Origin of the sequence: Alcaligenes faecalis (genome assembly GCF_041521385.1) — a bacterium.
Classification (GTDB): domain Bacteria; phylum Pseudomonadota; class Gammaproteobacteria; order Burkholderiales; family Burkholderiaceae_B; genus Alcaligenes; species Alcaligenes faecalis_E.
Genome location: NZ_CP168006.1, coordinates 2598756 through 2617506, shown reverse-complemented (window position 1 = coordinate 2617506; position 18751 = coordinate 2598756). Strand labels below are relative to the sequence as shown.

Below are 18751 nucleotides of genomic sequence, written 5' to 3'. Positions count from 1 at the left end.
GTCGACCGAACCTTTATTTAGGATTAAAAGATGCTAATCAATGTCAATTGCATTCGTCGTACCCCTGCTGCACTGCTGCGCAAGGCCGGCCTGAGCGCAGCCGTCCTGTCGCTGTCCCTGGCCAACGCTTTTGCCGCCCCCGCTTTTGACCAGCCTGACGCCAACTTCCGCGGCTCCCTGAATGCCGCTGGCGTGGTTTATGCCGGCACCGAGGCTCAACTGGCTGGCCGTGGTTTCACGCCTGGCCAGGAAGTGATTCTGCTGCAAAACGGTCACGCCCTGACCCCTCAAGCCCTGGTTGCCGACAAAGAAGGCAACCTGAGCACCAAGATCGCCATCCCCGCTGATGCCGCTGTGGGTGTACACCCTGTGGTCATGCAAGTCAGCAAACCCTCGACGACAGACATCTTCAACCTGAAGGTTTCCCCTAAAGTTGAGCTGAGCGGTCAGGACAAATTTGAACGGCAATCCCAGCACCTGGTGCCCGGTTTGTACCAAAGCGCCTACAGCCCCAAGAACAACGTGCTGTTTGTGACTTCCGCCGTGGGCCGCCCACCCGTCAAGCAATCGCAATTGGTCAAAGTGAACCCCAAGACCCTGGCCATTGAAGCCAGCGTGACTCCAGCCGCTCAACAAAGCCGCGATGATGGCCAGGTTCAAGCCGTTTATGGCGTGGATGTGGACGATGCACACGGCAACGTTTGGGTCACCAACACCCGCAGCAATACGGTCGCGGTCTACAGTCAGAAAGACCTGAAACTGGTGAAACAGTTTGAGGATGGTGCCGCCAGCCATGCCCGTGACGTTATCGTGGATCCAAAAGCCCAGCGTGCCTATGTCTCTTCACCCGGCTCCAAGCTGATTTCTGTTTTTGACACGAAGAAGTTGACGGCACTGGACCCCATCGAGCTGAAATCCCAAACTCGCGGCCAGCTCAGCCCCATGAGCCTGGCCCTGGATGACGAGAATGGTCGTCTGTACACCGTCAGCGCCAGCACCAACGAGCTGATCATTGTTGATCTGAAAAACAGCAATGCCCAGACCGTCTACGCCCTGCCAGGCGCACGTGGAGCGGCCGGTGTGGCAGTGGATAGCAAAAACGGACAAATCTACGTAGCCTCCCAGGGTAGCGACAACCTGCTGATCATTAACGCCAAAGACGGTGCCGTTCAGCACGACATCAAGATCGGTGCCGGTGCCCTGAACGTGGTCTTCGATCCCAAGACATCCCTGGCTTACGTGGCCTCGCGCGGTGCAGGCACCGTGACCGCCGTGAACGGCAAGGGCGAGATCGTTGCCAACCTGGACGGTGGCAGCTTCCCCAACCACGTCTCCCTGGATGGCGAAGGCAATGCCTACCTGGTCAACAAATCCAAAGGCAAGGATGACCAGACCGCTGACCGCATCACGCGTCTTCACCTGAAGTAATCGCCCGACGCGCCCCTTTCAAAAAAAAGGGCGCAACGGCAAAACCCCTGCCCTTAAAAAGGACTCCTATGAACAGCCGTATCGACGACCAAGTCCGCCCTGCCGCCATTGAAGAATGGTTACAGCATTACCGGGCCGACAGCAGCGTATTTGCCTCTCCCACCGTCAGTTTGATGGCACACGGCACGGCACTGGAGCGGCATACCCATAATGCCCAGGGGCAACTGCTGGACGATGCCCGAACCTTGCTGTCGCAAGCCAAGCAACAAGGTCTGGACACCCCTCTGCTACTGGGTGCCATTCCCTTTAACCCGGCCCGCGAAGCCTATTTGCGCGTGCCCAAGGAGTACCGACGCGATCCGGTCTTGCTACGCCCGGTCCAGCGCCCACCGCTGGCCAAATCCGGCAACAGCATTGCCAGCCAAAGCCTGCTGCCCAATGGTGAGGGCTATGAAGACAGCGTCCGCCGCATCCTGGCAACGATGCGCGAACAAAACATCTCCAAAACCGTGATGGCCCGTACTGTCACCATCACGCTGAACGAAGCCCTGGACCGCCAGACAGTGTTGAGCAATATGCTCCACAGCAATCCTGCCGGCTACACCTACGCCCTGCCTTTGCCGGGTGGCCAGGCCCACGATCCGGATCTGTTTTTTGGAGCCAGCCCCGAACTGTTGGTACGCCGCCAAGGCGACCTGGTGACTGTCAACCCGTTGGCAGGCACGGCCCCACGCTTTGCCGATCCGCAACGCGACCAAGCCAGCGCCGAAACCCTGATGGCATCGGGCAAAGACCTGCGTGAACATGCCTACGTCATTGAAGACGTGGTGCGTATCCTGTCCCAGTTCTGCGACTCCCTGGACGTGCCGGATGGCCCCAGCCTGACCAGCACCGCTAACCTGTGGCACCTGTCCACGCGTATCAGCGGCCGTTTGCGTGACCCATCCGTTACCTCTTTGGAACTGGCACTGGCCATGCACCCCACACCAGCCGTGTGCGGTTTGCCCACCCAACCCGCCATGCAAGCCATCGAAGCCACCGAAGTCTTTGATCGCGGCTACTTTGCGGGCGCCATCGGCTGGAACGACCACGAAGGCAACGGCGAATGGGCTGTGGCCATCCGTTGCGGCCACTACACCCAGCAAGGTCTGACCTTATCGGCTGGCGCTGGCATTGTGGACGGCTCTGTCCCTGCTCTGGAGCGTCAGGAGACCGGCAATAAACTCATGACCCTGATCAACTCACTGGGTCTGGCACAAGACATCACCCTTTAACGGAGACACGATTCATGACCATTCACGCCTTGCCCAGCTACGAGCTGCCTCAAACCCCCGTAGCCAACCGCGTCAATTGGCGGCCTCAGGCCAATCGTGCTGCGCTGCTCATTCATGACATGCAGACCTACTTTCTGCAGAAATACGATATGAGCCAAGCCCCTATCCCCATGCTGATCGAACGTATCGCCGCGCTGCGCGACGTTTGCCACAAGCTGGGAATTCCCGTGTTCTACACCGCCCAGCCCACCGAGCAGCCCGAGAAAGACCGTGCTCTGCTGAACGACTTCTGGGGCCCAGGCCTGACCGCCACCGAATTTCACACCCAGCAAGCCGTCGTGCCCGAGCTGACACCGGCCGAGCAGGACATCATGCTGACCAAATGGCGCTACAGCGCCTTCCAGCGCTCCGATCTGCGTGAGCAACTGCGCAATCTGGGCCGCGACCAGTTGATCATCACCGGCGTTTACGCCCACATCGGCTGCATGACCACTGCCCTGGAAGCCTTCATGCAAGACGTACAGCCCTTCCTGGCCATTGACGGCGTTGCCGACTTCTCGCTGGAAGAACACCACATGGCCATCCGCCACGTCTCGCAACGCTGTGGTGTCAGTCTGACCTGCGCCGAGATTCGGGACAGCCTGCAAAGCTAAACGGAGAGTACACATGAGCACACACGAATTTGCGGGTGAATGCATCGCCGTCACGGGCGCAGCCCGTGGCATAGGCGCAGCAGTCAGCAAACTGCTGCTGGAGCGTGGCGCACGCGTCATCGCCCTGGACCTGGACGCAGAAGGCCTGACCCAACTGAGCCAGTCCAGCTACGGCGACCGCGTCTCCTGCCACCTGGTCGACATCAGCCAGGCAGAGGCCGTCGATGAGGCACTGGCACAAGGCCAGGAAAAAATGGGGCCTATCCAACGCCTGGCCTGTGTTGCGGGCGTCCTGCAAATGGGCCGTATCACGGAGCTGAGCAACGAGCAATGGGACCGCACTTTCGCCATCAACACCACGGGCGTCTTTAACGTCTGTCGCAACGTAGCCAAAGGCATGATCGAGCGCAAACAAGGTGCCATCGTCAACGTCAGCTCCAACTCTGCGGCTACCCCACGCATCGCCATGGGCGCCTATGCCGCCTCCAAAGCTGCCGTCACCCAACTGAGCCGCTGCCTGGGCCTGGAACTGGCCCCACACGGCATCCGGGTGAACATCATCTCCCCCGGCTCCACCGACACCCCCATGCAACAAGCCATGTGGGCACAAGGCAGCTCACGCGAAACCGTCATCGCAGGTTCCGGCGAAAACTACCGCCTGGGCATCCCCCTGCAGAAAATCGCCACCCCCGAAGAAATCGCCGAATCCGTCCTGTTCCTGCTCTCGGATCGCGCCAGCCACATCACCCTGTCCGACCTGCGCGTAGACGGTGGTGCCACACTGGACCAAGGCTAAACAGCCAGACGCAACAAAGGGCGGAGATTCCGCCCTTTTTTATTACTCTTGACCCGTCCTGAGCGACATTGACACTTTTTCCCTGTCAAAAAAGCATGAATTGAGACACTGAATCCGAAGTCACCAACGTGATGGCACGTCTGGCTTTTAAATCGCCAAACGAAAAACTCCAGATAACAGCATGCCCACATCCACATGAGTGATCACGCCGATAAGAACTGATCACAGAATGCCAAGCCAAGGAAAAACACCAGCAAACCGAATTACGAGGAGTGTGGCCAAGTGGAGCCAGACTCAGTCAGATCAAATCAAGTCAGGTCAGGTCAGGTCAGGTCAGGTCAGGTCAGGTCAGGTCAGGTCAGGTCAGGTCAGCATCAGAGTAGCCCACATTGCCAACAACACCCTACGGCATCATCCCCTAGCCCAGTCAAATCTTCTGCACTAGATCGAGCAACTCCAGCGCCCCCAACGAGTCCTCCATCAAAAATTGAAAGCAGGCCCACTCAAGCGCACTGCCACCATGCTGTTCGGGTCGGGGCAGGCTCTGGCGGGGCGGATCAGAGTGCTTGCCGCGGGCCTGAGATTGCGTAGGGATGCAAGGGGCCTGCTGTTTGAGCCAGGCGCTTGTACTTGGTCCAATGGGATGGACACCCCTACCCGCACCGGCATCCTATGTGCCAAAGTGGGCGTAGCACCAACCACTTGAACCGAGCGAGGCGTCCATCATGAAGATTACGACACTGGGTATCGATCTGGCAAAGCACGTTTTTCAACTGCACGGCGTTGATGAACAAGGCCAAACCGTATTAAGAAAACAGCTCAAACGCGACCAGATGGCCACGTTCTTCGCTACCTTACCGGTCTGCCTTATTGGCATGGAAGCATGTGGCAGTGCGCATCATTGGGCCCGTAAATTAGAATCGTTCGGACATACCGTACGCTTGATTGCCCCTCAGTTTGTTAAACCCTACGTTAAAACCAACAAGAACGATGCTGCTGATGCCGAAGCCATCTGCGAGGCAGTGGCTCGGCCTAACATGCGGTTTGTACCGATCAAAAATATCGAACAACAGTCCGTCTTGGCCTTGCACCGGGCTCGACAAGGGTTCGTACGGGCACGGACCGCACAGGCCAATCAGATCCGCGGATTGCTGGCTGAGTTCGGGCTGATCGTCCCACAGGGAATCTCTCACCTGCATACACGTGTCCCTGCGCTACTCGAGCAGGCGAATCAGGAGCTGACAGGCTCATTTCGATTACTCATACTCCGGCTCCTGGATCACTTAAAAGAACTGGATAAACAGGTCCATGAGTTGGAGCGGCAGATTAAAGCCTGGCATAAGGCCAATGAAGCGAGCTGCCGACTTGAGAAAATTGCGGGCATTGGCCCGATCACCGCCAGTGCCTTGGTTGCCACGATCGGCGATGCCAAAAACTTCACCAATGGCCGACAGTTAGCCGCGTGGCTAGGCTTAGTGCCCAAGCAGCACTCCAGTGGTGGCAAGTCCGTGCTCCTGGGAATCAGCAAACGAGGAGATCAATATCTGCGTACCTTGTTAATTCATGGCGCTCGAGCGGTAATCTATCGTGCGCGGCAAGCCGCAGAGCCCACCGGTTGGCTACAACGACTCTTGCAGCGATCTCACACCAACGTAGCGGCGGTTGCATTAGCCAACAAAAATGCCCGTATCGTCTGGGCGTTACTGGCCAATCAACGAACCTTCCAGCCTGACTATACGCCTGACGGCTCATAGTCAGGCTGAACTGAGCTCCCCTTTAAAAACCACTATTAACCCTTCCCCCGATTGCTCAGGCAAGCACGACATGATGGCAAGATAGGTCAGACCGTGGTTGGTTAAACCCGATGTCCCCCAGGCACAACGCAGTGCGCTGGTCCGATTGAGGCACCAACCAGCAAAACCCATCAGGGACCGCCGCTGACGCGGCAATCAAGTCCGAATGTACGGGTGCAATCTCGACCCACTGTCCAACATGAAGTGAGTGCTTGGCAAAACAGGGGCGTCCATGTACGGGGGACCAAGTACCCGGCGAGTTCAGGATGCGCCCGTCGCTCTCTCTTGACCAGGGCACCGGTGCGCAGCACCAGCAAGTGCTCAGCCCAGCCGGAGCCTGCCCCGACTCGAACAGCCCCCCGGTCCAGACTCCTGAGCCCGTCTGTAGCCCGTACCTCACCGCCTATAAGCCCAACTGCAGCTACCTCTTCCGCTCAGCCGGAGCCTCTTCATGTTCAACCCCAAACAAATGCTCCAGCCCCAGCGCCAACGCATCCCTCCACGCCACGAAATCATGCGCCGTCGCACTTTCCACGTAACGCACGTCATACCCCCGGGCCCGCAGCACATCATCCAAATGGCGATTAGCCTGCACCAGGCTGACATCCCGGCTGGAGCCTGAGGACTCAAACACCCCGGCGCTCATATAAATCTTCACCGGCACAGCAGGCGAATCCGCCATCTGCCGCGTCAGCCACTGCCCACGCGCCTGGCCAGCGGGAGCCCACCAAAACGAGCCGGACATACTCAAAACATTGCCAAACCACTGCGGCAAACGCCAAGCCGCATGCATGGCCGCCAAACCCCCATAGCTGGAACCGCCAATCGCCGTCTTGTCCGCTGCCGACTGCACCCCTTGGGCCTGCAACCAAGGCATCAGCTCCGTGTCCAGAAACTGGATATAAGCCTCATTCGGCGGCAACTCCCGTGCCCGCTCCGCCATGCCCGGGTTGTCCACCAGGACTAACCACATAGGCTCCACGCGCCCCTGCGCAATCAAGGAATCCAGCATGGCGGGCGCGCGCGCCAAATCCCGATAGTCACGGCCATCAAACAAAATCAAGGTGTGATCAATGTCCTGGGCTCGAGTGCCAGCAGGCTGATAAATCTGCACCTGCCGCTCCACACCCAAAGCCTCGCTGGGCAGGCGTTCCGTACGCCATTGCCCCTGTCCCAACTGTTGCGACTCCAGACTCACCACCTGGGCCGGTGCCTGCGTCAAACGCAAGACCGACTCGCCATCGAACAGATCCTTGCTGTTCTCCGGCAGCGCCCTGGAATTAAGCGGGTCCCGCTGCAAGGCCGCACGCAACACTTCACGTGCCAGATTCTGGCCTACATAAGGCACATCCGGTGCCATGCGATAGGCAAAGCGGGCATCACGCGGCAAATCGTAGGTGATATACCAGATATCAGACTCACCCAAGCGATGCATACGATCGCTATACGAGAAGGGCCCACCATGCAGACGAACCTCGTTTCGGGCACCGCGCCAGACAAACGTGACGCGATCATGCGTATTGCTGTAGCGTTCCACCAAAGGTGAACCTACACGTTGCACATAGTCCCAGAAACCGCGAGACGACTCACCCGCCCGCAAACGCATGCTCCACTGGCGGATCACATCACCTTGCAAAGGCTCGGCCTGAACGGGCGTTTGCGGCGCTGTGACGGATTTCACCTGCCACTGATACTCACCCTGCCCCAGCACACGCAAACGATACTCGCCTGCTGTACTGGCAATAAAACCAAAAGAACCATCCCGTCCCGGCTCATCCGCCCAGTGACGAATCGCCTGGCCATCCGGGCCGAACAATTCCAGCGCCACATCACCACTGTGCTGCCAACTGCCTTGCACCAGATCATTGTGCTGCAAACTCAGTATGCGTTCATGATGTTCGTGCGCCTGAACCTCACCCTGCGCTGAGGGCAGCGTAGCCGCCCAAGCCGACCCAAACATTCCCACCATCAATACAGCAACAACAGGTGCGCGCAACATACATCCTCCTAAACGCCGGTTTGCCGCAGGACAATCCCAGTACCAAGAAGCAGTATACGATCAAAAATAATCAGCGCCCCCTTGGCTAATGCGAGATATCGCCATTTATCACTCCAGGCGGAAAGCCTGAATCAAACGATCCAGCTCTTGCACCTGGTCCTGCAACTCGCTGGAGGTGTGTGCCACCTGATTCACCATCTCCGCGTTTTGTTGGGTGGCTGAATCCAACTGCCCAACGGCCACATTAATTTGCTCGATACCAATCGTTTGCTCACGGGTAGAAGCGGCAATCTCATGCACAATCGTCATCACTTGCGAACTGCCAGTGACCATCTCGTCGATCACCTCGCCCACCTGTCCCATCAACTTCGCCCCTTCCCGAGTACTGTCGGAAGACGCCTCCACCAATTGAGCAATCTCCTGAGCAGAGGCCGTGGTGCGCTGCGCCAAGGCACGCACTTCACCGGCTACCACTGCAAAGCCTCGACCTTGCTCACCGGCCCGTGCTGCTTCCACAGCCGCATTCAAGGCCAGAATATTGGTCTGGAAAGCAATCGAGTTAATCACCGTCGTAATGTCTGCCACCTTGCTGCTGGAGTCACGAATCGCATCCATGCGATCCACCAGCTCACTGACCATCTGACCACCATGCTGAGCGGTTTTCTGCACTTGGCTGGAGACCTCCTCGGCTCGCATGGCATTTTCTTCGCTCATGCGCACTGTGCCCGTCATCTCTTCCATGGCCGACGCTGTTTCCTGCAAGGCCGCAGCCTGTTGAGTGGTGCGACTGGACAGCTCCAGATTGCCCACGGACAGTTGCGAGGTATCGTCTGCAATCACTGCGCTGCTGTGCTGCAAGGTGTGCATAACGTCATTCAACTTCAAACGCATCTGCTCGAGGGACGCCATCACGCTATTGTCTGGAATCGAACGCAGAGAATGAGCAACCCGCAAGTCACCATCAGCAATGGCTTGGGCAGCGCCATGCAAAACGGTGGGTTCAGCACCCAGCTCAGCAAGAATCTGCCGCGCAAGAAACACGGTAACTGCCGACACCAACACAATAATCAACAAAAACACCACCGAGGAGCTCAGCAGGTTGCTCTGAAAACTGGCCTTGATATTGTCGATATACACACCCGAGGTCAGCACCCAGTCCCACTGGGCCACCCCTTTACCATAGGCCAGTTTGGGAGCATTACTCTTGTCGGTAAGTTTGGGCCAGTGGTACTCCAGAAACCCTTCGCCATCATCACGAGCAATACGGCTCATTTCGGCAAAAGGGTGTACGCCATTACTATCGACCACGGCGCTGACGTCCTGACCATCGAGATCCGGTCGGGTGGGGTTCATAATGGACACGACGTCAGTGGATAACACCGACACGTAACCTTCCTGTCCAAAGCGGATACTGCCGATGCGTTGCAGTGCCTGTTTTTGCGCCTCGTCCTTGCTAAGGACGCCTTTGCTGACCAGTTGCTGGTAGTCCTGCGTAATGTTTACGGCAATATTGACGATATGCTGCAAACTACTTTTTCGCTCTTGCATCTGTGCCTGATAGAGCTGATAGTTCACAAACGCAAAAACCGCCGCCAAAGCCGTCAAGCCCAAGATCAATGGTAACCACAATTTCTGTTTCAAACCCAAACGCATCATATTCCCCGAGCAACGCTGAAAAGACAGGTCCCAGGTATGCAAAAGCCGACCGTGTCAAAGCGGTCGGCCTGCCAGGGGGCCCCATCGAACAAGCTGGGTAACGGCCTCGGGCTTAAAATACTTAAGCAAAGTTACACATAGAGATAATTAATACTAAGGCAGCTTACAAAACACTCCCGCTCAAGCGTCGGGAGGCTTCGTGACCTTGGGCAAAAGAAGGCTCACTGCTGGCTAGCGTCAGCAAGAAACCGTCTTCGGACATTAGCTCCGAGGTCAAACGGCCCTGATAATGCCCCAACTCCAGCCCCAAAGCCAGATCACGCTGCTCCAGGTTATCTACACCTTTAATGACAACCTCAAAACCTTGCTCGCTCAGCAAATGGCATCCGGTCTCCAGCAAAGCCTTGAACGTGGGCTCACGGCATGCGCGCTGAATGACCTCCGCCTCCAGCTTAACGCCACGGATCGGCCAGCCGCGCAAACGGTTGAGCCTGTTGTTTTCAATATCAGTACTCGTCAGCCAGACCTGAAAGTCCTGCTCCTTCAGGAACTGCAGGGCCTGGAACAGTTCCGGCGTTTCTTCCAGCTCCTCGTCGCTGAACAAATCCAGCTCCACGCAGCAAGGCTGCAATTCAAACTGACGCAACATAGCAGGCATGTGCTTATAGATGGGAAGCAGCATATCGACAGGCAGTTTCAGGCCAATATGGCTGGCACGCAGCGAATACTCCTGCCACCAACGACGCACATCGGCCATCAAGGTGCGCAGCATCCATTCACACAAAGCCTGGCGGCGAATCAAGTCCGGCATATGACGCAGCACCAGATCCGAGGACAAACGCAGGCCGGTAGGCGCTGTCCAGAACACCTGAGCATCCACACCACTGTACTGACCCGTACTCGTGGACACACGCAACTGATAAGAAAAAGACAGTGCTTCGCTGGCCTGGAGATCGAGCACATCCAGCGTTTCCAAGGCACGCAGCAGCTCCATCTGCGTAGGCTGGGCCGCTTCTTGCTCGATTCGCGGGGCGTAAAACTCCATAATTTCGGTATCTTGCGGCTCTTGCTGGGCGGTTAATTTACCCGTAAAGGTATAGCCCCAGCCATGCACCGACTTGATCGGCAAGGCCACACCCGCCTGGCTGGCCTTGCGGCGCAAACGGCTGATCAAAGAATCCACGGCACGGCTGTCGCTGGCAGCCAATCCCTTGTCGCGCATCAGGTCTTCACGGCTGAAACGGGCATCGGCATGCCGTATAAATGCATCCATTAATTGACGCTCGCTATGCGTCAGCTCCAGGCCGACACCATTGGGAGCCACCAGCGTCCAGCCCTTGTCTCGCAAGACCCATTCCTGCTGCCCGCTATGATCCTGAGTCTCGTGCGCGGCCTGGGAGGCATCCACAGCCGCATAAACATTCCGGCGGCGCACAGCATGACACCAGGCCATCAGCTCGGGAGCTTGCACATCCAAAGCCAGACAGGCATCTGCCCCCGTCAGCAACAGTTGTACTCGCGCACTGGCAGACAAACCGGACTGAACGGCCACAACGCCCAAAGAGCCGAAGTCATTGCGCAATTTGGCCACCATTAACGGCACGTAGCCCGCCTCGACGGGGAACAGCAACAAATCAGCCTGACTCAGGCGTGCCTCGGCTACCTGCTCCAAGGATCTGACAACGCTTGTCTTGGTACCGAAAACCCGCAATTGCTCCTGCCAGTAATGCAAGCCCTCGCCTTCTTCCAAAACGATCAACACGCAGCGTGCATGTTCCATAAGCGCCTACTATTTAATTATTGTCAGTGCAGCGATGAACCAAGCGCAGGCCGACAATACTATTTTTTATCAATAGTTGGAATTATCACTTCTAGGGTACAGAGCACAAAGTAAAGAATGGTCAAATGTGGCTTTTGAAATTTTTTGTCTTCAAAACAATGCCCGTCTTACCCTCTGAAAGTGATCAGGATTATTTTCCAATACTGTTTTTTTAAAATACCCACAGAGCAAATAATTATAGTTTTCATAACACACGGGCATAAAAAACCCGCTCGAAAGCGGGTTGCTCTAGCTCAAGACCAGCCAGAATACTTACTGGGCAGCAGCGTCCAAGCGCGACTGCAACTGGGCAGCGGGTAACCAACCATCCACACGACTGCCATCGGCAAAATAAATCGCTGGTGTGGCTCGAATGCGCAGCTTCTGCCCAGCAGCCTGTATCTGATCCAAGGGATGCTCACACGAGGCTTTCTCGGGCCGGACCCCATCCCCCATCCACTCACTCAAGGTTTTAGCTGGGTTCTGTGCGCACCAGATATCCTCGGCTTTCCGGCGGCTATCGGGGCCCAGAATGGGGAACATCAGGCTATAAACCGTAACATTGTCGATCTCCTGCAACGTTGTATGCAGACGTTTGCAATAACCACAATTGGGATCTTCAAAAATCACCATGTGGCGACTACCATCGCCTTTCACCAACTTAATGGCCTTATCCAGTGGTAAGTCATTCAGTGAAACACGGCTGAGCTCCTGCATGCGCTGCTCGGTCAAATCAATTCGGTTTTTACTATCCAATAAAGACCCCTGCATTACGAAGTTGGCCTGTGGATCGGTATAAAGCAAGGTTCCGCCGACCTCCACTTCCAGCAGATTGGGAAACGGTGTGGCGCGAATGCCATCCACCGTCACACCCGGGAAAACGGCTTCAAACGCCTGGCGTGTGGCCTCGAACCGAGCGTCTATTTTGCTGGGGCTGGCCGCCTGGACCAGGCCGCACAGCGACCAAAGCGCCAGGGCCAAGACAGAACGAAGATGCAACATCATGATGTACTTCCTTTGCTAATCAACAAGACTCTAGCGGCCTTAGAACAAAAGTGCGCCTGGCTTGATTCCAGCCGCATGCGCAATCAGACGACGTTTAACCCAAGGCAGGCGGTCTACCACTTGCATGCCGGCATTGCGCAACATGGAGGCCGGTGCTCCCGGCGCTGCAAACAGACGGTACAAGCCATCCGTGGCAGCCCGCATGGCCGCAATCGGCTCAGCGCGAGCGCGCTTGTAGCGATTGAGCACACGCATATCCCCAACCGAATAATGCGGACCGCGCTCGGACAAAACCTTGATCAGGGCCTCGATATCGCCCAGGCCCAGATTCAAGCCCTGACCGGCCAAGGGATGCACGCGATGCGCCGCATCACCGACCAAGGCCACGCCGGGCGACACCAGGCCGCTACGCTCAAAAGTCAAAGGGAAACCATATACAGGACTGCGCAAACTGAGCTGCCCCAAACGGCCATTGGATAGGGAGAACACACTGTTTTGCAGATACTGCGCCTGCTCATCTGAAGGCATAGCCAGTACCTTGTCTGCCTGTGCTTGCGGCACGGACCAGACCATGGAAACTTGCGCTTTGCCATCCACATCCGGTATAGGCAACAGGGCCAGAATCGAATCGCCGGTAAACCACTGCAGGGCGACTTGCTGGTGCGATCGCTCTACGTTGAAGTGAGCCACCAAACCAGCGTCCCCATACTCACGCCCCTGATGCTCAATACCGGCAGCAGAGCGCAGGCCAGACCGAGCACCATCGGCACCCACAAACAAATCGGCACTGATACGCTTTTGCCCGGCGGTAACGATGGTATGGCCTTCCAGACGCTCAAAGCGGTCTTCAATCCAGGGCACACCAAACACTTGCAGCGCCTGATACAGTGCCTGCTCCATCTGGCCGGATTCAACGATCCAGGCCAAATAATCCTGCGCATCCTGCCAGGCATGCAAATTCAGGCAAGCACCGCCATCACCATGGACTTCCATGGCTTGCACCGGCGAAATACGCTGGGTCGACATCAAGTTCCAGGCACCCAACTGCGCCAGAAAGTTCTGGCTGGCAACTGAGACGGCATAGACACGGGGGTGATATTGTCCCGCCGCCAGCGCCATAGGCTTGTAAGCGGGCGACAAGATGCTGACATCAAACCCCGCCTTGCGTAAACCCAGGGCACTGGCCATCCCGGCCAAGGCCCCGCCACACACCACAATCCGTTCTTTGCTCATCGTGCGCTCGGTGCTCCTGCCTGACGTGGCCACAACAGCCACATTTGACCTTGCTGCTTCATGCGCCCGGCCTGCGCACCAGCCTGATCTCCCGTTCCCCAGTACAAGTCGGTACGTGCCGGTCCCTTGATGGCCGCCCCCGTGTCCTGGGCAAAGACCAGCCGCTGCAAAGGCTGCTTAGTGGCAGGCTGCGAAGTGGCCAGGTACACCGGTGTGCCCAACGGCACATAAGTAGGGTCAACGGCAACGGAGCGTAGACCAATCAAGGGAATGCCATAGGCGCCTTTAGGCCCCAGTTCCGGGTCCACAATAGCCTCTTCACGGAAGAACACCATGGCCGTATTGACATTCATCATTTCCTGAACGCGATGCGGGTTGCGCTTGGCCCAGGCTTTGATGTTTTGCATGGAGGTTTGCGCCAAAGGCATCTCACCTTGCTTGGCCAACCATTGGCCCACCGACGCATAGGGACGACCGTTATGATCGGCATAAGCCAGTCGCACGGCGCTGCCATCGGGCAAGACCGCACGACCCGAGCCTTGGATCTGCAAGAAAAAGCCCTCTACCGGATCTTCTGCATACACGATCACGGGCGGCTGCCGATCCTGCCTGGAGACAATCTGCTCGCGTGTGTCGTAAGGCACAATGCGTTTACCCACTTGCTTGCCGCGAATACGCTTGCCAGCCAGCTCGGGATACAAGCTACCCAGATCAATCGTCAACAAATCATCCGGTGCAGCGAAAAGCGGCCATTGATAGCTGGAGCTACGTGTACGCGAGGCCTTGAGCAACGGCTCGTAATAACCCGTGACCGTATTCTGAGCCACCTTGCCATCGCCAGTCAGCAAACGCCAGGGCTGTAGTTGCTGCTGCAGGAAATCACGCACAGCGGCTGTGTCTGTGGTGTCGGCATTCAGACCTGCCGACGCCGCTGCCTGACACACGGGTTGCCAGGCACGGGGATTGGCACGCGCAGGCATGGCCAGCGAGCCGCTGACCGGGCGCATCAAGCCTTTGCAATTATTGATAAAGCCTTTCCAGACGTGATCCAACGAATCTGCCTGCCAACCCGGCAAGGTGGACCAGTTCACCGCCTGGTAGCGCCCCGCCAGTGTTCGCGCCGGGGTGTCCGGCAGAGCCGACAAGGACGGCACCTGCAAAGGCTGCAAGGCGATATCAGAACCACTGTCTGCGGTGCCCGGAGCCGTTGACGAAGAGCCCTGATCCACAGGCGTGCTTGAACAGGCGCTTAATGCCAGCAGTACGGCTGGCACGCAATAAATTAACTTCATGGCTGGGTTTGGCCCTTAGTGCAAGGTACGGGGGGAGGAAAGGATGAACTCCTGAATGAGAACCTCAAAAGGCACACCATTTTCACCCACACATTGATAGCTGCCACGCATGGTGCCAAACGGTGTATTCAGGGGACAGCCACTGGTGTACTCAAAGGTCTCGCCTGGAGCCAGCACCGGCTGTTGGCCCACAACGCCCAGGCCACGCACTTCCTGAACCTGCTGATTGTCGTCTGTAATGATCCAGTGACGACTGATAATCTGGGCCGTCTGCTGTCCATTGTTGGTAATCCGTACGGTATAGGCAAAAACGTATTGATTGCTCTCGGGTTCGGATTGCTCAGGCAGGTACTGGGGCGTGATTTGCACCTCAATATCGTCAGGCTTCATGATGGATTCCAGGTTACGGCTGTACAAATACGGGGCGCTGCACAGCCCCCCGCTTGAAACTATAATGATGACATACGGCCACGATTTTCGTGATGTCTAATCTTTACGGCACCTATTATGTCCCAAGCCAGCACCACACGTATCGCTCCCAGTATTTTATCGGCTGACTTCGCCCGCCTGGGAGAAGAAGTCCGCAATGTCATTGCCGCCGGCGCCGACTGGGTTCATTGCGACATCATGGACAACCACTTTGTACCGAACCTGACTTTCGGTCCCATGGTCTGTGCCGCGCTGCGCCCCCACACCACCGCCCCCATCGACGTACACCTGATGGTGGAACCCGTAGACGCACTGATCCCCGAATTTGCCAAAGCCGGTGCCGATTACATCAGTTTTCACCCCGAAGCCTCGCGCCACGTGGATCGCACCCTATCGCTGATCCGTGACCACGGCTGTAAGGCCGGCCTGGTATTCAACCCGGCCACCCCGCTGAACTGGATGGATCACTTGATGGACAAGCTGGACCTGGTCTTGCTGATGTCCGTGAACCCCGGCTTTGGTGGCCAGGCCTTCATTCCCAGTGCCATGGACAAGCTGCGTCAGGCCCGCGCCCGCATTGATGCCTGGACCGCAGAAGGCGGCCAGCCCATTCTGCTGCAAATTGATGGTGGCGTGAAAGTGGACAATATCGGCGCCATTCGTGCTGCCGGTGCCGATACCTTTGTGGCCGGTTCGGCTATTTTTGGCCAGCCTGACTATGCTCAGGTCATTCGCGACATGCGTGCTCAAATCGCTTTGGCAGAACAAGCTTAAGTACGGTATCCGGCCCGCCAACAGGCAGGGCCGCGGCAAACCCTTGCTGCCTCATCTACTGCAACATCGTAGCGCGACTGTAACAGCCCTGCTGCAATGTATTGTCTGGTCGCCGACGCTCCACAAACAAGGCGTTGCCCTGCACGCGTTTGGCCTGCGCCTTGGCGGAGGTCGCCAGCTCTGCAATTAAAGAGCCCGAATACAAATCGGGCTCATCAACCGTCACAACACCTAAAGACAGGCTCACAAGCGGGTGAAACACCAGCACGCCCTGGCGGTTTTCAGCCAAGTAACCGCCTGCTTGCCGGTGCTCCATTCGATACAAGGACTCCAGTTCTTTCTCCAGCTCGTCCAAAATACCTTGGCAGCGCACAGCCCAGTCCGGGCTGGTAAACACCAGAATAAAGTCATCTCCCCCCACATGGCCGACAAAATCCATGCGAGCAACGGCATATCGAGTAAAGAGCTCTGCCATAGAACGCAGTAACTCATCTCCTTTGCGATAACCGTACAAGTCGTTATAGGGTTTGAAATGGTCCAGGTCTGCGTAACATACGGCAAAGCTCTGACGATTACGCAGCAGGCCCTCAATATGCTCATCAATAGGCACATTGCCCGGCAATTGCGTCAGTGGGTTGGCATAGCGGGCCGTCATGATCTGAATCTGCGTAATTTCACGCATCAGTTCCACACTGGAGCCCAAGCCCAAATACTCATCCGCCCCCGTAATGATGAACCCATCGCTCAATGCCTCGCCCTCACCCTGCGTCATCAAGGTGCCCAGCTCCAGCAAACTGGTATCACAGTCCACAATCAATGGCGGCGTTTCAATAAACAAGGAACATGGCTTGTTGCCATACAGCTCGCGGTGATAAGGACGTGCCAACTGATCGTAAAGCTGACTACGACGCAAGATCCCCGTCGGCCTGTCGCCCCGCAACAAAGCCACCGCGCTCACATCAGGACGGCTTTGAAAGAGCTCATACACGCGATTGGTCGGGGTGTGATCCGGGACAGCCGGCGCCGCACGCAGCAAACGCCGTACACTCATGGAGTCCCGCNGGCGCTTGTACTTGGTCCAATGGGATGGACGCCCCTACCCGCACCGGCATCCTATGTGCCAAAGTGGGCGTAGCACCAACCACTTGAACCGAGCGAGGCGTCCATCATGAAGATTACGACACTGGGTATCGATCTGGCAAAGCACGTTTTTCAACTGCACGGCGTTGATGAACAAGGCCAAACCGTATTAAGAAAACAGCTCAAACGCGACCAGATGGCCACGTTCTTCGCTACCTTACCGGTCTGCCTTATTGGCATGGAAGCATGTGGCAGTGCGCATCATTGGGCCCGTAAATTAGAATCGTTCGGACATACCGTACGCTTGATTGCCCCTCAGTTTGTTAAACCCTACGTTAAAACCAACAAGAACGATGCTGCTGATGCCGAAGCCATCTGCGAGGCAGTGGCTCGGCCTAACATGCGGTTTGTACCGATCAAAAATATCGAACAACAGTCCGTCTTGGCCTTGCACCGGGCTCGACAAGGGTTCGTACGGGCACGGACCGCACAGGCCAATCAGATCCGCGGATTGCTGGCTGAGTTCGGGCTGATCGTCCCACAGGGAATCTCTCACCTGCATACACGTGTCCCTGCGCTACTCGAGCAGGCGAATCAGGAGCTGACAGGCTCATTTCGATTACTCATACTCCGGCTCCTGGATCACTTAAAAGAACTGGATAAACAGGTCCATGAGTTGGAGCGGCAGATTAAAGCCTGGCATAAGGCCAATGAAGCGAGCTGCCGACTTGAGAAAATTGCGGGCATTGGCCCGATCACCGCCAGTGCCTTGGTTGCCACGATCGGCGATGCCAAAAACTTCACCAATGGCCGACAGTTAGCCGCGTGGCTAGGCTTAGTGCCCAAGCAGCACTCCAGTGGTGGCAAGTCCGTGCTCCTGGGAATCAGCAAACGAGGAGATCAATATCTGCGTACCTTGTTAATTCATGGCGCTCGAGCGGTAATCTATCGTGCGCGGCAAGCCGCAGAGCCCACCGGTTGGCTACAACGACTCTTGCAGCGATCTCACACCAACGTAGCGGCGGTTGCATTAGCCAACAAAAATGCCCGTATCGTCTGGGCGTTACTGGCCAATCAACGAACCTTCCAGCCTGACTATACGCCTGACGGCTCATAGTCAGGCTGAACTGAGCTCCCCTTTAAAAACCACTATTAACCCTTCCCCCGATTGCTCAGGCAAGCACGACATGATGGCAAGATAGGTCAGACCGTGGTTGGTTAAACCCGATGTCCCCCAGGCACAACGCAGTGCGCTGGTCCGATTGAGGCACCAACCAGCAAAACCCATCAGGGACCGCCGCTGACGCGGCAATCAAGTCCGAATGTACGGGTGCAATCTCGACCCACTGTCCAACATGAAGTGAGTGCTTGGCAAAACAGGGGCGTCCATGTACGGGGGACCAAGTACCCGGCGAGTTCAGGATGCGCCCGTCGCTCTCTCTTGACCAGGGCACCGGTGCGCAGCACCAGCAAGTGCTCAGCCCAGCCGGAGCCTGCCCCGACTCGAACAGCCCCCCGGT

Annotated in this window: 15 protein-coding genes; 7 read left to right on the top strand and 8 right to left on the bottom strand. The window is 56.9% G+C overall.

What is annotated here, in order from left to right:
- The first annotated feature begins 30 nt into the window (after nt 1–30).
- From ACDI13_RS11685 to ACDI13_RS11665, 5 genes are all read left to right on the top strand, one after another.
- A complete protein-coding gene (locus ACDI13_RS11685) occupies nt 31–1428 on the top strand; it encodes a YncE family protein (protein WP_316991175.1) in 1398 nt (465 codons plus the stop codon).
- 68 nt (nt 1429–1496) lie between these two features.
- Nucleotides 1497–2702, top strand: a complete 1206-nt coding sequence (locus ACDI13_RS11680) for an isochorismate synthase (protein WP_316991176.1) — start codon at nt 1497–1499, stop codon at nt 2700–2702.
- A gap of 14 nt (nt 2703–2716) precedes the next feature.
- On the top strand, nt 2717–3355 hold the full coding sequence (locus ACDI13_RS11675) for an isochorismatase family protein (protein WP_316991177.1): 639 nt from the start codon (nt 2717–2719) through the stop codon (nt 3353–3355).
- A 13-nt stretch (nt 3356–3368) separates the two neighbouring features.
- Entirely contained in the window at nt 3369–4151 is a 783-nt protein-coding gene (locus ACDI13_RS11670; RefSeq protein ID WP_316991178.1) for a 2,3-dihydro-2,3-dihydroxybenzoate dehydrogenase, read from the top strand.
- 725 nt (nt 4152–4876) lie between these two features.
- Nucleotides 4877–5905 carry an IS110 family transposase gene (locus ACDI13_RS11665; RefSeq protein ID WP_372372445.1) on the top strand — a complete coding sequence of 343 codons (1029 nt, stop codon included), beginning with the start codon at nt 4877–4879 and terminating at the stop codon, nt 5903–5905.
- A gap of 460 nt (nt 5906–6365) precedes the next feature.
- Here ACDI13_RS11665 and ACDI13_RS11660 read toward each other — a convergent pair whose 3' ends face one another.
- The 7 genes from ACDI13_RS11660 to apaG form a co-directional block, all read right to left on the bottom strand.
- Nucleotides 6366–7943, bottom strand: coding sequence for an alpha/beta hydrolase-fold protein (locus tag ACDI13_RS11660; RefSeq protein WP_316989300.1), 1578 nt, complete (start codon nt 7941–7943; stop codon nt 6366–6368).
- A gap of 108 nt (nt 7944–8051) precedes the next feature.
- Nucleotides 8052–9599: a methyl-accepting chemotaxis protein gene (locus ACDI13_RS11655; protein WP_372372447.1), complete on the bottom strand. Its 1548-nt coding sequence runs from the start codon at nt 9597–9599 to the stop codon at nt 8052–8054.
- Between the two features lie 163 nt (nt 9600–9762).
- Nucleotides 9763–11379, bottom strand: a complete 1617-nt coding sequence (locus tag ACDI13_RS11650) for an EAL domain-containing protein (protein WP_316989302.1) — start codon at nt 11377–11379, stop codon at nt 9763–9765.
- 312 nt (nt 11380–11691) lie between these two features.
- Nucleotides 11692–12423, bottom strand: a complete 732-nt coding sequence (locus ACDI13_RS11645) for a DsbC family protein (RefSeq protein ID WP_316989303.1) — start codon at nt 12421–12423, stop codon at nt 11692–11694.
- Between the two features lie 39 nt (nt 12424–12462).
- A complete protein-coding gene (locus tag ACDI13_RS11640; protein WP_316989304.1) occupies nt 12463–13656 on the bottom strand; it encodes an FAD-dependent monooxygenase in 1194 nt (397 codons plus the stop codon).
- Nucleotides 13653–14948 carry a murein transglycosylase A gene (locus tag ACDI13_RS11635; protein ID WP_316989305.1) on the bottom strand — a complete coding sequence of 432 codons (1296 nt, stop codon included), beginning with the start codon at nt 14946–14948 and terminating at the stop codon, nt 13653–13655. The genes ACDI13_RS11640 and ACDI13_RS11635 overlap by 4 nt, the downstream gene beginning before the upstream one ends.
- Before the next feature lie 15 nt (nt 14949–14963).
- Nucleotides 14964–15338 carry a Co2+/Mg2+ efflux protein ApaG gene (gene apaG / locus ACDI13_RS11630; RefSeq protein WP_094195355.1) on the bottom strand — a complete coding sequence of 125 codons (375 nt, stop codon included), beginning with the start codon at nt 15336–15338 and terminating at the stop codon, nt 14964–14966.
- Between the two features lie 117 nt (nt 15339–15455).
- Here apaG and rpe point away from each other — a divergent pair, with 117 nt between their 5' ends.
- The gene (rpe, locus tag ACDI13_RS11625) at nt 15456–16151 is read left to right on the top strand and encodes a ribulose-phosphate 3-epimerase (RefSeq protein WP_094195354.1); all 696 of its coding nucleotides are present in this window, start codon (nt 15456–15458) and stop codon (nt 16149–16151) included.
- A 55-nt stretch (nt 16152–16206) separates the two neighbouring features.
- Here rpe and ACDI13_RS11620 read toward each other — a convergent pair whose 3' ends face one another.
- Nucleotides 16207–17202, bottom strand: coding sequence for a GGDEF domain-containing protein (locus ACDI13_RS11620; protein WP_372372462.1), 996 nt, complete (start codon nt 17200–17202; stop codon nt 16207–16209).
- A gap of 117 nt (nt 17203–17319) precedes the next feature.
- Here ACDI13_RS11620 and ACDI13_RS11615 point away from each other — a divergent pair, with 117 nt between their 5' ends.
- Entirely contained in the window at nt 17320–18348 is a 1029-nt protein-coding gene (locus tag ACDI13_RS11615; RefSeq protein WP_372372445.1) for an IS110 family transposase, read from the top strand.
- Nucleotides 18349–18751 lie beyond the last annotated feature (403 nt).